14 protein-coding genes are annotated in these 14568 nt (G+C 42.1%); 12 read left to right on the forward strand and 2 right to left on the reverse strand.

What is annotated here, in order from left to right; genetic code table 11:
- Positions 1–248: 248 nt before the first annotated feature.
- The 8 genes from infC (at position 249) to KJS58_RS07800 (ending at position 7232) form a co-directional block, all read left to right on the forward strand.
- On the forward strand, positions 249–743 hold the full coding sequence (gene infC, locus KJS58_RS07765; RefSeq protein ID WP_160032821.1) for a translation initiation factor IF-3: 495 nt from the start codon (positions 249–251) through the stop codon (positions 741–743).
- A gap of 30 nt (positions 744–773) precedes the next feature.
- Positions 774–974, forward strand: coding sequence for a 50S ribosomal protein L35 (gene rpmI, locus KJS58_RS07770; protein ID WP_213531987.1), 201 nt, complete (start codon positions 774–776; stop codon positions 972–974).
- A 73-nt stretch (positions 975–1047) separates the two neighbouring features.
- Positions 1048–1407: a 50S ribosomal protein L20 gene (gene rplT, locus KJS58_RS07775; protein WP_160032823.1), complete on the forward strand. Its 360-nt coding sequence runs from the start codon at positions 1048–1050 to the stop codon at positions 1405–1407.
- A gap of 470 nt (positions 1408–1877) precedes the next feature.
- Positions 1878–2909, forward strand: coding sequence for a BMP family lipoprotein (locus tag KJS58_RS07780; protein ID WP_213531988.1), 1032 nt, complete (start codon positions 1878–1880; stop codon positions 2907–2909).
- 161 nt (positions 2910–3070) lie between these two features.
- The gene (locus KJS58_RS07785; RefSeq protein ID WP_213531989.1) at positions 3071–4609 is read left to right on the forward strand and encodes an ABC transporter ATP-binding protein; all 1539 of its coding nucleotides are present in this window, start codon (positions 3071–3073) and stop codon (positions 4607–4609) included.
- The gene (locus KJS58_RS07790) at positions 4602–5681 is read left to right on the forward strand and encodes an ABC transporter permease (RefSeq protein ID WP_213531990.1); all 1080 of its coding nucleotides are present in this window, start codon (positions 4602–4604) and stop codon (positions 5679–5681) included. Before KJS58_RS07785 ends, KJS58_RS07790 begins: the two co-directional genes overlap by 8 nt.
- 2 nt (positions 5682–5683) lie before the next feature.
- On the forward strand, positions 5684–6658 hold the full coding sequence (locus KJS58_RS07795; protein ID WP_213531991.1) for an ABC transporter permease: 975 nt from the start codon (positions 5684–5686) through the stop codon (positions 6656–6658).
- A gap of 151 nt (positions 6659–6809) precedes the next feature.
- Positions 6810–7232, forward strand: a complete 423-nt coding sequence (locus tag KJS58_RS07800; RefSeq protein WP_213531992.1) for a hypothetical protein — start codon at positions 6810–6812, stop codon at positions 7230–7232.
- A gap of 34 nt (positions 7233–7266) precedes the next feature.
- On the opposite strand, the gene KJS58_RS07805 is transcribed toward KJS58_RS07800, so the two are convergent.
- Complete coding sequence (locus KJS58_RS07805; RefSeq protein ID WP_213531993.1) at positions 7267–7719, reverse strand: GNAT family N-acetyltransferase; 453 nt, start codon at positions 7717–7719, stop codon at positions 7267–7269.
- A 595-nt stretch (positions 7720–8314) separates the two neighbouring features.
- On the opposite strand from KJS58_RS07805, the gene ilvB reads away from it, so the two are divergent.
- The 4 genes from ilvB (at position 8315) to KJS58_RS07825 (ending at position 13411) form a co-directional block, all read left to right on the forward strand.
- The gene (ilvB, locus tag KJS58_RS07810) at positions 8315–10039 is read left to right on the forward strand and encodes a biosynthetic-type acetolactate synthase large subunit (protein WP_374705796.1); all 1725 of its coding nucleotides are present in this window, start codon (positions 8315–8317) and stop codon (positions 10037–10039) included.
- Positions 10040–10042: 3 nt separating this feature from the next.
- Positions 10043–10525, forward strand: coding sequence for an acetolactate synthase small subunit (ilvN, locus tag KJS58_RS07815; protein WP_201450698.1), 483 nt, complete (start codon positions 10043–10045; stop codon positions 10523–10525).
- 237 nt (positions 10526–10762) lie between these two features.
- On the forward strand, positions 10763–11755 hold the full coding sequence (ilvC, locus tag KJS58_RS07820) for a ketol-acid reductoisomerase (RefSeq protein ID WP_213531995.1): 993 nt from the start codon (positions 10763–10765) through the stop codon (positions 11753–11755).
- A gap of 114 nt (positions 11756–11869) precedes the next feature.
- Positions 11870–13411 (forward strand): 2-isopropylmalate synthase, encoded by a 1542-nt coding sequence (locus KJS58_RS07825; RefSeq protein WP_213531996.1) that lies wholly within the window; start codon positions 11870–11872, stop codon positions 13409–13411.
- A gap of 125 nt (positions 13412–13536) precedes the next feature.
- Here the strand turns inward: KJS58_RS07825 and KJS58_RS07830 are convergent, their stop codons facing one another.
- Positions 13537–14517: an aldo/keto reductase gene (locus KJS58_RS07830; protein ID WP_213531997.1), complete on the reverse strand. Its 981-nt coding sequence runs from the start codon at positions 14515–14517 to the stop codon at positions 13537–13539.
- Positions 14518–14568: the final 51 nt, after the last annotated feature.

Consider the following 14568-nt stretch of genomic DNA (forward strand, 5'->3'; position numbering starts at 1 on the left):
TGCTTGACGGTTTGAATGAGCTATGTTATATTAATTAAGTGATTGTTTACGGAATCATAAGAAGAAGGTACGACTTCTCACCTGATCGGCTGAAGCTGACGGGTACGATCCCAATGATTTATGAAACTTGATTTTTCATGAAGAATTGTCGATTGTTCAGGGATGTCGGTAGCCTACCGGCATCCCTATTTTTTTTCGAATGGGTATCGATAACGACATGGAGGTGGACAGTTATTAGTAAAGAACACATGATTAACGATGAAATTCGGTCGAAGGAAGTTCGTTTGGTTGGAGCTGAAGGGGAGCAAATTGGAATAACACCAATTCGCGAAGCATTGCAGATGGCTGCAGATCTCAACTTAGACTTGGTGAATGTAGCGCCGCAGGCTAAACCGCCGGTATGTCGTATTATGGACTACGGTAAGTTCCGTTATGAGCAACAAAAGAAAGAAAAAGAAGCACGCAAGAATCAAAAGATTGTGGACATTAAGGAAGTATGGTTCCGTTCTAACATTGAGGAACACGACTACCAAACAAAACTTCGCAATGTAGTTAAGTTCTTGAAGGACGGCGACAAAGTGAAGTGCTCCGTCCGCTTCCGCGGACGTGAGATTGCCCATGCGGATATCGGTCAAAAGATTTTGGAGCGCGTTAAAGCAGAAGTTGCTGAAATCAGCAGCATCGAACGTCAACCAAAACTTGAAGGTCGAAGCATGATTATGATTTTGGCTCCAAAAGCTTGAGCCAGTTAAACTTGGAGGAGGAAATACAAAATGCCTAAAATGAAAACTCACAGCAGTCTGAAGGGTCGTTTCAAAATTACAGGTACTGGTAAAGTGAAACGTTATAAAGCATACAGAAATCACTTGCTTTCCCACAAATCCAAACGTACAAAACGCGTTCTTGCTGGTAGCCCTGTAATGGCACCTGGAGATGTTAAACGTTTGAAACAAGGTTTGTCTAACCTTAAATAGTCGCGTAATGCCAACAACTGCATCTAAGCAGTATAACTACTAAACATATATATTTTCTGGGAGGTCTTCTAATATGGCAAGAGTAAAGGGCGGATTCGTTGTTCGTCGTCGTCATAAAAAAGTATTGAAACTTGCTAAAGGTTATTTTGGTTCTAAACACCGTATCTTTAAAACTGCTAATGAACAAGTAATGAAATCCATGGTATATGCATACCGTGACCGTCGTACTACAAAACGTAACTTCCGTAAATTGTGGATCGTTCGTATCAATGCAGCAGCTCGCATGAACGGATTGTCTTACAGCAAATTCATGCACGGTTTGAAACTCGCTGGAGTAGACATGAACCGTAAAATGCTCGCTGATCTTGCAGTGAACGATATCAATGCATTCAACTCTTTGGCTGTTGTAGCTAAAGAAAAAGTGAACGCATAATTTAATAATATGTTGCCGCCGTTATAGGCGGCTTTTTTATGGACATCTTTAAGTTCATTTGCATAAATGAACTAGGTCTTCTGACATAATGTGCTAAATCATTCTCTTTGTATAATACTTAAAATAGTGCAAATAATAATTGGGACTTAAGGAAGTAAAAGGGATGATAAAGATACTTATATGGCAAGGAAAGTTACATGCAAGTTACATTAACGTGTTAAATCACGAAAGTAAAAACGCTTACATTACTTTTTTGCTATAAAAACTTAAAATTAAGTGATGAAACTGCTGGATTTTAAAAAAGGATGATTGTATAATCACACCTAGTAGGACAGTCCTACTTGAACTTCGCATTCGCTTGAATTACAAGAGGCCTCGATTAAGATTGATTGTTTAAGATGAATTGTGGCAGGTAGCAGAGCGAATGAAAGAATCAAGAAGGCAATATTTTAAGGGGGAACAATTCCAAGATGAAGAAAGTATTGAGTTTGTCTCTAAGTATGATCCTTGCAGCATCAGTTGCACTTGCCGGTTGCGGTAATGACAACAGTAGCAGTTCGCAAGGTAGCGATGGTAACGAAGGAGCAGCAAAATCTGACGTACAAATCGGTATGGTAACGGATGTCGGCGGTGTAAACGACAAATCCTTTAACCAATCTGCTTGGGAAGCTCTGCAAGCTGTAGAAGCGGAATCAGGCGCAAAAGTTAAATATTTGCAGAGTAAATCGGATAGTGACTATAACACAAACCTAAACGAGTTCGTACAAAACAATTATAATCTTACTTGGGGAATTGGCTTCCAACTGGCCGATGCAATTAAAACGGTAGCTGAACAAAACCCAGAATCAAATCTAGCGATTATTGACAGCGTTGTTGATGCACCAAATGTGAAATCTGTTACTTTTGCAGAAGAACAAGGTTCTTTCCTCGTAGGTGTGATCGCTGGTAAAATGACAAAAACAAATAAAGTTGGTTTTGTCGGCGGTATGAATAGTCCGCTTATCAAGAGATTCGAAGTTGGTTTTAGAGAAGGTGTTAAAGCTGTAAATCCTGATGCTAAGTTTATTCCTACGTACACTGGTAACTTTGATAAACCGGACGAAGGAAAAACGGCAGCAGCAACACTTTACAACGATGGAGTAGATATTATTTTCCACGCTGCTGGTGCTACAGGTACTGGGGTGTTTAACGAAGGTCTCTCCCGTAAAAAATCCGGCCAAGATGTGTGGGTAATCGGTGTAGATAAAGACCAATCTATCGAGTTTGGTGATGAAATCACACTGACGTCCATGATCAAAAAAGTAGACGAAGCAGTAAAAAAAGTATCACTTGAGTTAGTAAACGGTACTTTCGAGGGTGGAATTGAAGAGCTTGACCTTGCCGACAACGCTGTAGGTATTGCTGAGACTTCAACAGCTAACGTTCCTGAAGATGTTCTGAAACTCGTTGACGAGTATAAAGAAAAAATCATCAGCGGCGAAATTGTTGTTCCAACTGAGTAGTATAACTAAGTAGTGCAACTGAGTAGTTCAAGTTTTACTGTTTCTTACGTAAAAGTAGATACGATGTAAATAAGCATAATGACAAGGCTGGTTATTAGAACTAGCCTTGTTCTCACGTCTAGGGCCATAATTACTAATAAATTCTATATAAGGGTGATCTCATGGGTGCAGCAACTCCTGTTGTAGAGTTAAAGCAAATTACAAAACGCTTCCCAGGTATTGTCGCCAATGATTCCATAAGTTTGCAGCTGCACAAGGGTGAAATCCATGCGCTGCTAGGGGAGAATGGTGCGGGTAAATCAACGTTGATGAATATTGTATTTGGATTGTATCAGCCTGATGAAGGCAGCATCGAAGTGAACGGCAAGCCTGTATTAATTGATAGTCCAAACAAAGCAATTGAACTGGGAATTGGAATGGTCCATCAGCATTTTAAGCTGGTGCAACCTTTTACTGTAGCTGAGAATATTATACTGGGTTCTGAACCAAGAAAAGGGCTGGGTATTAACTATAAAAAGGCAGTAGCAGAGGTTACACGTTTATCAGAAATGTATGGATTACAAGTAAATCCAAACGCCAAGATTGAAGATATATCTGTAGGTATGCAGCAACGTGTTGAAATTCTTAAAACACTGTATCGAGGAGCAGAAATTCTCATTTTTGACGAACCAACAGCAGTGCTAACACCACAGGAAATTTCGGAATTGCTTGTGATTATGAAGAAACTCGTTGCTGAAGGAAAGTCCATTATTCTGATTACTCATAAACTGAAAGAAATTATGGAGATATCAGATAAGGTTACCATTATCCGCCGCGGGAAAGTAATTGACACGGTTAAAACTTCTGAAACTTCTCCAAATGATCTAGCAGCTAAAATGGTAGGACGAGAAGTGACTTTCAAGGTAGATAAGAAACAGGCCGAGCCTAAAGAAGTAGTTCTGGATATTCAAAATCTTACATCCAAGAATCAAGATCACATCGCTGTTCTTGATCAATTGAATCTGAAAGTGCGAGCTGGCGAAATTGTCGGAATTGCCGGGGTAGACGGTAATGGTCAAAGTGAACTGATCGAGGCTATTACTGGACTGCGTAAAGTTGATTCAGGAAGTATCAAGCTCAACGGCAAAGAGATTAAGAATCAAACTCCTCGTAAAATTTCAGAGTCAGGTGTAGGCCATATACCGGAGGATCGTCATAAACATGGTTTGGTACTTGACTTCTCTGTAAGTGAAAATATGGTACTCGAATCTTACTACAAAAAACCATTTTCAAAGAAAGGTTTCTTGGATTTTAAAGAGATCGATAAGCATACGGTGAAATTGGTAGAAGCATTTGATGTTAGAACACCAAGCATTGATACGAAATCTCGTGCACTCTCTGGTGGTAATCAGCAGAAAGCGATTATTGCGAGAGAAGTGAATAAAAATCCGGACCTGCTTATCGCTGCACAGCCGACACGCGGACTTGACGTTGGTGCAATTGAATTTGTACAAAAACAACTCATTGCTCAGCGCGATCAAGGGAAAGCTGTTCTTCTTATTTCTTTTGAACTAGATGAAATTATGAATGTATCAGACCGGATCGCTGTTATCTATGAAGGACATATCGTAGGTGAAGTCCTGCCAGAGGAAACAAATGATCAAGAACTCGGACTTATGATGGCAGGCAGCATGAAGAAGAGAGGTGCAGCGGGTGAATAATGTATTAAAATGGTTTACGAAGGACTCATTTATCTATCCTGTAGTCGCTATTATTATGGGTCTATTCTTGGGTGCATTCGTTATGCTGATTGGTGGATATAATCCTATTACCGCTTATGGTGCACTGATTGATAAAGTTTTTGGAAGTACCTATAACTTTGGTGAGGCAATTCGTGAGATGACTCCGCTCCTAATGACGGGTCTCGCTTTCGCTTTTGCTTCACGAGCAGGTTTGTTTAATATCGGGGCTGAAGGTCAGTATATCGTAGGTATGACCGCAGCTACGTTTATCGGAATTAAATTTACTAGTTTACCCTTAATCATTCATGCACCGCTTGCTCTCATTGCTGGGGCGATTGCAGGTGGACTTTGGGCTTCTGTAGCGGGTTTTCTTAAAGCGACACGCGGAGTTAACGAAGTTATCACCAGTATTATGATGAACTGGATTGCTCTTTATATGGCTAATCTTGTAGTCAGACAGTTCTTACTTATGCCTGGTGAGAATCGCTCAGAGCAAATTCAGCCTAGTGCGTCGATCGCGATCGGCTGGTTGTCTGAACTGATGAACAATTCACGTGTTCACTGGGGAACGTTAATTGCTCTTGTCGCAGCCTTGTTTTTCTATATTTTCATGTGGAAGACGAAACAAGGTTTTGAGCTGCGAGCCGTTGGTTTCAACCATCATGCCGCACAATATGCCGGGATGAGAGTAAACCGAAATGTAGTAAAAGCGATGTTTATCAGTGGGATATTTGCTGGTCTTGGCGGTGCGTTCCAAGTACTAGGGGTATTTGGATATCAAACTGTGTTCCAAGGTTCTCCAGGTATCGGATTTGACGGAATTGCCGTTGCTCTGATTGGTATGAATCATCCACTTGGTGTTGTACTAGGAGCCATTTTATTTGGTGGATTAACCTATGGTTCTTCCGGAATGAGCTTTGCTGCGGATGTTCCACCGGAATTGATCCGAATCGTAATCGGTTCGATCATCTTCTTTATAGCTGCACAAGGGATTGTGCGCTGGGTGCTTAAACCCTTTAACTCCAAGCGCAAGAAAGAGAAGGTGTTGTAAACATGGACTTCATAACCCTTTCTGGACAACTGATTAATACTACACTCGTTTTCGCAACTGCGCTTGTTTTTGCTGCGCTAGGCGGTATTTTTTCCGAGCGTTCCGGGGTAACGAATCTCGGGATCGAAGGTTTTATGATTTTCGGAGCTTTTGCAGCAGGTGTTACGGCTCACTATGCACAAGATGCAGGCATGTCGGGAGGATCCGCAGCGGTGATCGGTCTTATTGCTGCTGCCGTATTCGGACTGATTGTATCTCTTATTCACGCAGTAGCTTCGATTACATTTAAAGCAGACCAGATTATCAGTGGTATCGTTATTAACTTCCTGGCTGCAGGAAGTACCCTGTATATGGTTAAATTACTCTTTGATGGTTCAGGAGAAACTCCGCTTATTTTAGGTTTTGAAAAATGGGATCCAACTTTGTTCGGTATAAAGTTAGCTGAAATTCCGTTCTTTGGAAGTGTATTTATTAATCATTATCCGACTACGTTCTTGGCTATATTGTTCGTTATTATTGCTTACTACTTCCTGTATAAAACGCCTTATGGACTGCGTCTTCGTTCAGTCGGGGAGCACCCTAGTGCCGCAGATACAATGGGAATTAACGTAACGAAATATAGATATGTTGCAGTTATGATTAGTGGAGCACTAGCAGCGATTGGTGGTGCAACACTGACTCTTACTACAACGGGAGTATTCTCACACAATACCATTTCCGGACAAGGATACATTGCAATTGCTGCGATGATCTTTGGTAAGTGGAATCCGATTGGTGCATTTGGCGCTGCCTTGTTCTTCGGATTGTCTCAAGCCGTTCGTAACTATATTCAAATATTCGAATGGTCTCAGGCTATTCCCCAGGAAATTATTTTCATGTTGCCGTATGTACTTACCATTGTCGTATTGGTCGCTGCCGTAGGTCGCTCTTCTGCTCCTGCTGCACTCGGTCAACCATACGATCCAGGCAAACGATAATTTGGGATTAGAGAATGGACAGATAACCCGAAGGTGTTCACATTCATGTGTACACCTTCGGGTTTTTTTGTACATGCAGGACATAGGAACAGGCAAATCTCTGATCTATGAATAGTATAATAGTGAATTCTACTCAGAAGGAGGGAGAAAGATGAGTAAATCTGTGAGCGCAAATGAAGCGAAAAAATGGATTGGACAGGAAATTGTAGCTGTTCGGAAAGATGGAACACAGGTAGCGGGCAAGCTGGTGTCTATAACGGGTAATAAACTTATACTCGAACCGGTGGGCGGAAAAGAGGCAGGTACACGGGCGATTCTCCCTTTAGTCTTATTTGATCTTCTTGCAATCGGAACATTACCTTTTGCAGGCGGCGGCTTTGGCGGTCCATTTGGCGGCGGAGGTTATCAAGGAGGTTATAATGGAGGAGGCTACCAGGGCGGCGGATATCCTGGCGGCGGTTATGGCTACGGAGGCAAACCTGGTGGTGGTTACGGATTTGGACCAGGTCCAGGACCGGGACCAGGCCCAGGTTTTGGAGGAGGATATGGATTTAAAAATAAATTTTTCTACTAGTGAATCCATTTCTTGAAATTGATTTTGTATCATTTCAATAGATTTCTAAATTTTTTCCCATCTCATAACAACGGCCAATGTCCATATAACCAATCAATTCATAACCGGATTTCTTATAAAAAAGCACTCCTTTATGGTTGCCTTCATCCACCATCACTTTTGATTTTTTACAACCTCGTGAGATTCCAAACTGTTCTGCTTTGAGTAACAGTTCTCTGCCGTGATTCTTTCTCTGTTGTTTCGGTGAGACTGCCATCATGTCAATATAAAGCAGATTCCCATGCATCATAAAGTGAATAAAGCCAAATAAATCCGATTCGTATGTCGAAGAGGATACCAAAGAAAATCCCCTTGATAATCTGAAGGGGATTTCTTTTATGACTTGATCGATGTCCTGTTTGCTCATGTGAGAGAGAGGGACCAATTGGGTTTGAATGAGTTCCATGATAGCAGAGTCATCCTGTTTAGGTCTTCGATTTCGAATCATGGAAAATACCTCCTTATTGAGCAAGTTCTTGTTGAAATAGTATATGTATAGTCGGGATGACAGGTGCTATTTTCCAGGGCAAAACAGTTGTTACAGCAAGGTTTGTCCAAAAACTGTAATACTCTTGAAAAATAAAGTGTTGACTATTTCCATAAATGAATCATATAATGTTCCTAACATTTAACCGCTATAGTTCATCGGCAATGATGAGGACGAAGTTGTAAGGGCGCTTATGCTCAGAGAGTGGACGGAATATGCTGCAAGCTCCACCATAATCCCTTATATACGAGCTCACCTCGGAGCTGTTTTCCTGAAAGGCATTTGCTTATTAGGGAAAATCGTAAGTCTACGTTACAGACATTAGGTAAGAAGATGGGGTGGGTTATTTACCTTGCTATTCTTCTACTTGCTAAGGTCAGATTCTGTGAGGAATCAGACAAAACTGGGTGGTACCACGGAAGAAACAACCTTTCGTCCCTTGCGAGGCACATATTGTGTCCGCTTGAGATGAGAGGTTTTTTTGTTTTCTAGTTTGCAAGTTCTATGCAGTTCTTTAGAAGGGGGAGATCTTAGAGTGAATGCACATAATTCTGAAATGCGGTCAACAGATCAACTACGAGAGAAATGGATGAAGCCGGAAGTCATTACCGGTTCGGATATCTTGCTACGAAGCTTACTCCTTGAAGGTGTTGAATGTGTGTTTGGTTATCCAGGCGGAGCAGTACTTTATATTTATGATGCGATGCATGGATTCGAAGATTTCAATCATCTTCTTACACGTCATGAACAAGGTGCTATTCATGCGGCTGATGGTTATGCACGAGTAAGTGGAAAAGTAGGGGTATGTATTGCTACTTCAGGTCCTGGTGCTACGAACCTCGTTACTGGAATTGCAACTGCGTATATGGATTCAGTACCTCTTGTTGTCATCACAGGAAATGTCGCTTCAAGCCTGATTGGTACCGATGCATTCCAAGAAGCTGATATTACGGGAATTACCATGCCGATCACGAAACATAGTTATCTGGTACGTGATGTTGAAGATTTGCCTCGCGTGATTCACGAAGCATTCCACATTGCGAACACTGGTAGAAAAGGGCCGGTACTCATTGATATTCCTAAAGATATATCTTCAGCGAAGACCCTTTTTAAACCGCATACCGAACCGGTGCAGATGAGAGCTTACAATCCAAAAGTAATTCCAAACCGGATTCAGCTTGATAAACTGCATCAAGCCATTCAAGAAGCAGAACGTCCAGTCATTCTAGCTGGAGGCGGGGTTGTATATTCGGGAGGACATGAAGCACTGTACGAATTTGTTAAACAAACGGAAATTCCGATTACAACTACACTTCTTGGACTCGGAGGCTTCCCAAGCGGTCATGAATTGTGGATGGGGATGCCCGGAATGCACGGAACATATACAGCAAATCATGCCATCCAACAAGCAGACCTCCTAATCTGTATCGGTGCAAGATTTGATGATCGGGTTACGGGAAAGCTGGATGGTTTTGCACCTAAAGCAAAAATTGTTCACATTGATATTGACCCAGCTGAGATTGGCAAAAACGTCGCTGCCGATATTCCTATTGTGGGTGACGTGAAAACCGTACTAGAAATTCTTAATCAAGATGCAGCTCGTGCAGATAAGGCAGATGCATGGCGGGGACAGATCAAGGAATGGAAAGGCGATCGTCTCTATCATTACAAAGATTCAGATGAAGTCTTAAAACCACAGTGGGTTATTGAAATGTTGAATGACACCACAAACGGCAGTGCAATTGTAACGACAGATGTAGGTCAACATCAGATGTGGGCTGCGCAATATTATAAATTTAATCAACCGCGTTCATGGGTTACTTCTGGCGGTCTTGGTACAATGGGATTTGGATTCCCTTCTGCGATTGGTGCACAGATGGCTCATCCAGATCGACTGGTTATTTCCATCAATGGAGATGGCGGAATGCAAATGTGTTCTCAAGAACTTGCCATCTGCGCGATAAACAAAATTCCGGTTAAGATTGTAGTCATTAACAATCAGGTACTTGGAATGGTTAGACAGTGGCAGGAATTAATTTACGATAATCGGTTTAGCCATATTGATCTATCAGGTAGTCCTGATTTTGTAAAATTGGCTGAAGCGTACGGAGTAAAAGGCCTGCGTGCAACAAACAAAGAGGAAGCTCAGCAAGTTTGGGAAGAAGCAATGAATACGGATGGTCCTGTACTTGTCGAATTTGTAGTTAATAGGGATGAAAATGTATATCCGATGGTAATGCAGGGTTCGACAATTGATCAAATGCTGATGGGAGATGCATAAATCATGAATAGACATACGATTGCCGTGCTGGTAAACGATCAGCCAGGAGTGCTTCAACGGGTATCAGGTCTGTTCGGTCGCCGTGGATTTAACATCGAAAGTATTACAGTAGGTCAATCGGAAGAAGCAGGTTTATCTCGAATGGTCATTGTAACACTTGGAGACGACAAACTACTCGAGCAAATTGAGAAGCAACTCTACAAATTGATTGATGTAATTAAGGTAGTCAATCTTAGTTCAAATCCAATGGTAGGACGCGAACTTGCGTTGATAAAAGTAAAAGCAGATCCTTCAGAACGACCTGAAGTAATGGGACTCGTTGAGACTTTCCGCGCTTCAGTCGTGGATATCGGAAATACCTCATTGATGGTACAGGTTGTAGGGGATACAGATAAGATTGATGCAATGATTGAGCTTCTGAAGCCTTACGGAATCCGTGAATTATCCAGAACCGGAGTTACCGCAATGATTAGAGGTAATGTATAAAAACTTATTAGAATGAATATTTAATTCGTGGAATTGTCATTCATTCTCTTTTTTAAAGTAATAGTTTAGTCATTCACCGCGACAGAAAATCACAGTCCTGAAGAATGGGCGGGGGTTTGAGGGGATTGCTGCTACTTCATAACTAAAGACGATGATGAGCAGTCTGGGAGAATAGTCCCTTGAAACACCCGCTCATTCATGCAGGGTTTCTTTACAATACAAAGGAGGACTTTAACAATGGCAGTTACAACGTACTATGAACAGGATGCAGAACTTAGTGTATTGAAAGGTAAAACCATCGCCGTAATCGGATATGGTAGTCAGGGACATGCTCAGGCACAAAACTTACGTGACAGTGGACTAAATGTAGTAATCGGTCTACGCGAAGGTAAATCATTCCAAACCGCTCAAAATGATGGTTTTGAAGTACTTTCCGTAGCAGAGGCAACAAGCCGTGCTGATGTCATTCAAATTTTGATGCCGGATGAAACACAAGCTTCCGTTTACAAAAATGAAATTGAGCCTAACTTGAAAAAAGGCGCTACAATCATGTTCTCTCACGGTTTTAACGTTCATTTTGGTCAAATCGTTGCTCCTAAAGATAGCGATGTATTGCTTGTGGCTCCTAAATCTCCAGGACATATGGTTCGTCGTACATATGTAGAAGGTTTTGGTGTACCTGGTTTGATCGCGATCGAACAAGATGCAACAGGTAAAGCGAAAGAAATTGGTCTTGCTTATGCAAAAGGGATTGGCTGTACTCGTGCTGGAGTTATCGAAACTTCTTTCCGTGAAGAAACCGAAACAGATTTGTTCGGTGAACAAGCTGTATTGTGCGGTGGTGTAAGTGCACTCGTAAAAGCAGGGTTTGAAACGCTGACAGAAGCAGGTTATGCACCAGAAATGGCATACTTCGAATGTCTGCACGAACTGAAACTAATTGTGGATTTGATGTATGAAGGCGGACTTGCAAGCATGCGCGATTCCATTAGCAACACAGCTGAGTATGGTGACTATGTTACAGGTCCTCGTGTTGTAACAGAAGATACAAAAGCAGCAATGAAAGCCGTTCTGACTGACATCCAACAAGGTAAATTTGCTCGTGACTTTATCCTTGAGAACCAATCAGGTCGTGCATTCTTGACAGCTACTCGCCGTAATGAAGCAAATCACCCGATTGAAGTCGTTGGCAGTCAATTGCGTGAAATGATGCACTGGACTCATAAATAAGATTTGATCATAACCGAAAAATAATGAATTGAAATATTTCTTCCTAAGCGGCCGTGCGATTATGCGTGAGCCGCTATAGGAGGTTAAACACAAACTTTTTTGGAGGTGCTGAGTGTGCGCAAAATTCATATCTTTGATACTACGCTGCGTGACGGAGAGCAATCTCCTGGAGTTAATCTGAACACGCGAGAGAAACTGGAGATCGCTTATCAGCTTGAAAAATTGGGAGTGGACCGGATGGAGGCTGGTTTTCCGGCAGCCTCCCCGGGCGACCTTGCTGCAGTAAATGCCATTGCTAGAGCGGTAAAAAACTCAACCGTTATTGGACTTTCGCGTTCTAGAGAACAGGATATTGAAGCTGTTCGGGAAGCGCTTCAAGGAGCACAAGATCCGTGTATCCACCTATTTCTAGCTACTTCGCCAATACATCGTCAGCATAAACTTCGCATGGACAAAGCACAGGTGCTTGATACAGCAAGGTCTGCAATTCGGTATGCGAAACGTTATTTTTCCAAAATTGAATTTTCACTCGAAGATGCCGGTCGTACAGAACATGACTTCTTAGTTGAAGTGACGTCGATGGCAGTCCAAGAGGGAGCAGCCGTTGTAAATATCCCGGATACGGTAGGTTATTTGTATCCAGAAGAATACGGTAATCTATTCAGAATACTAAAAGCGCAAGTACCGGATATTGAGAAGGTGCAACTCAGCGCTCATTGTCATAATGATTTAGGTATGGCGACTGCCAATACACTGGCTGCGATTATGAATGGAGCAGATCAAATTGAAGGTACGGTTAACGGAATTGGGGAACGTGCCGGAAATACAGCTATCGAAGAAATAGCGATGGCTTTAGAGACAAGACAAGAATTGTTTGGTGCTAAAACAACACTTCAATTATCTGAGATTGCTCGCACCAGCCGGCTCGTCAGCAGGTTAACGGGTATGGTCGTCCCTGGTAATAAGGCGATCGTCGGTGCTAACGCATTTGCTCATGAGTCAGGTATTCATCAGGATGGCATGCTCAAAGAAAAAACAACCTATGAAATCATGACACCTGAAACCATTGGACTGAAAGAGAGCAAGCTTGTACTTGGTAAACATTCAGGTCGGCATGCTTTCCGTGAAAAATTGGTTGAGCTTGGATTTATCCTTCAGGAGGATGAAGTAAACCAGGCGTTTGCACAATTTAAAGATCTTGCAGATAAGAAAAAAGAAGTGACGGATGACGATCTAATCGCTCTCTTAGAAGAAAAGTTAGTCGATATTCCAGAGGTGTTCAAACTCCAGGAAATGTATGTCACTTATGGAGATGCCTCTGTACCCGCTGCTAGAATCAGTCTTTGCTTGGAAGACGATAAATATGTGACATCAGAAGCAGAGGGAAATGGTTCGGTAGATGCAATCTATAATGCGATTGATAAAGCAAGTGGAGAAAATGTTATCCTTGCTGATTATTCCATTAAGTCCGTTACTCACGGTAAAGATGCATTAGGTGAAGTACATGTCGTCCTAAGGCAGGATAAGATGACGGTGCAAGGACGCGGAGTAAGTACCGACATACTTGGAGCGAGCGCGCGTGCTTATGTAGATGCTCTCAATCATCTTGTTGAAAAACGTAAAACATATACAGAGCGTATTAATGTAAATTTATAAAATCATGATGATTCGATAAAAAAAGCCCTTTTTGGAACTTTCCTCAGCTGAGTAAAGATTCCTAGAAAGGGCTTTTCGAGTAACTTTTATATTATGAAATTATTCAATTCACAGTTTATATAGGTCTACCAAGCATACGCATTAGGTGCATGTCCGCCAGGTCCTGGGAAAATTTCATCTAGACGTTTCATCGTGGATTCATCAAGGCTTACCTCAAGTGCACCCAGTGTACTTTCAAATTGCTCCATGGTTCTAGGTCCGATGATCGGAGCAGTTACTGCAGGATTTGCTAGCAGCCAAGCAAGAGCAACGTTATCCTGAGGTTCACCGAGTTCACGGCAGAGTGCAGCAAATTGCTCCAACTGCTCCTTGTGCTGATCGATGTAAGCTGCATTATTACCGGTTCGAGTACCTTCTAATTTTTTAAGAGCATTACGGCCAAGCAATCCACCATCCAACGGACTCCAAGGAATAATCCCAAGTCCTAAATTTTGAGCAGCAGGAAGGACTTCAAGTTCCGGAAGCCGGCAATTGAGGCTATATTTATGCTGTTCCGAAATGAGTCCGAGGAAATGCCGCTGTTTGGCAGCACTTTGGGCAACCGCAATTTGCCAACCTGCAAAATTACTAGAGCCGACATAGCCGATTTTCCCCTGTGCAATGCTGACTTCAAACGCTCCCCAAAGTTCTTCCCATGAAATGACGGGATCCACGTGGTGCATTTGATAAAGTTCAATATGATCCGTTTGAAGACGCTGTAATGATCCTTCCAGGTGACGGCGAATTTTATAGGCAGATAAACCTGCGTCATCATTAGGACCATCCGTCTGATCCTGCATGGAACCATAGACTTTTGTAGCGAGTACCACTCTTTCACGGCGGCCTCCGCCTTGTTTAAACCATCTGCCGATAATCTTTTCTGTTAAGCCGGAATGTTCACCCCAACCGTATACATTTGCTGTATCAAAAAAATTGATTCCTGCATCAAGAGCTGCATCCATAATTCGGAATGCCTCTTTCTCATCTGTTTCGGGACCAAAGTTCATTGTACCAAGACATAGTTTACTTACTTTTAAACCAGACTTACCCAGGTAACTGTATTGCATAGTCCACTCATCCTTCCTCATAGGAACCAAATTTACCTTTCTATGTTATTG

This window comes from Paenibacillus sp. J45TS6, from assembly GCF_018403285.1.
Taxonomy (GTDB): domain Bacteria; phylum Bacillota; class Bacilli; order Paenibacillales; family Paenibacillaceae; genus Paenibacillus.

Coding starts and splice junctions, on each gene's coding strand:
- infC (WP_160032821.1), top strand. CDS start 249: ATGATTAACGATGAAATTCGGTCGAAGGAAGTTCGTTTGGTTGGAGCT.
- rpmI (WP_213531987.1), top strand. CDS start 774: ATGCCTAAAATGAAAACTCACAGCAGTCTGAAGGGTCGTTTCAAAATT.
- rplT (WP_160032823.1), top strand. CDS start 1,048: ATGGCAAGAGTAAAGGGCGGATTCGTTGTTCGTCGTCGTCATAAAAAA.
- KJS58_RS07780 (WP_213531988.1), top strand. CDS start 1,878: ATGAAGAAAGTATTGAGTTTGTCTCTAAGTATGATCCTTGCAGCATCA.
- KJS58_RS07785 (WP_213531989.1), top strand. CDS start 3,071: ATGGGTGCAGCAACTCCTGTTGTAGAGTTAAAGCAAATTACAAAACGC.
- KJS58_RS07795 (WP_213531991.1), top strand. CDS start 5,684: ATGGACTTCATAACCCTTTCTGGACAACTGATTAATACTACACTCGTT.
- KJS58_RS07800 (WP_213531992.1), top strand. CDS start 6,810: ATGAGTAAATCTGTGAGCGCAAATGAAGCGAAAAAATGGATTGGACAG.
- KJS58_RS07805 (WP_213531993.1), bottom strand. CDS start 7,719: ATGATTCGAAATCGAAGACCTAAACAGGATGACTCTGCTATCATGGAA.
- ilvB (WP_374705796.1), top strand. CDS start 8,315: ATGCGGTCAACAGATCAACTACGAGAGAAATGGATGAAGCCGGAAGTC.
- ilvN (WP_201450698.1), top strand. CDS start 10,043: ATGAATAGACATACGATTGCCGTGCTGGTAAACGATCAGCCAGGAGTG.
- ilvC (WP_213531995.1), top strand. CDS start 10,763: ATGGCAGTTACAACGTACTATGAACAGGATGCAGAACTTAGTGTATTG.
- KJS58_RS07830 (WP_213531997.1), bottom strand. CDS start 14,517: ATGCAATACAGTTACCTGGGTAAGTCTGGTTTAAAAGTAAGTAAACTA.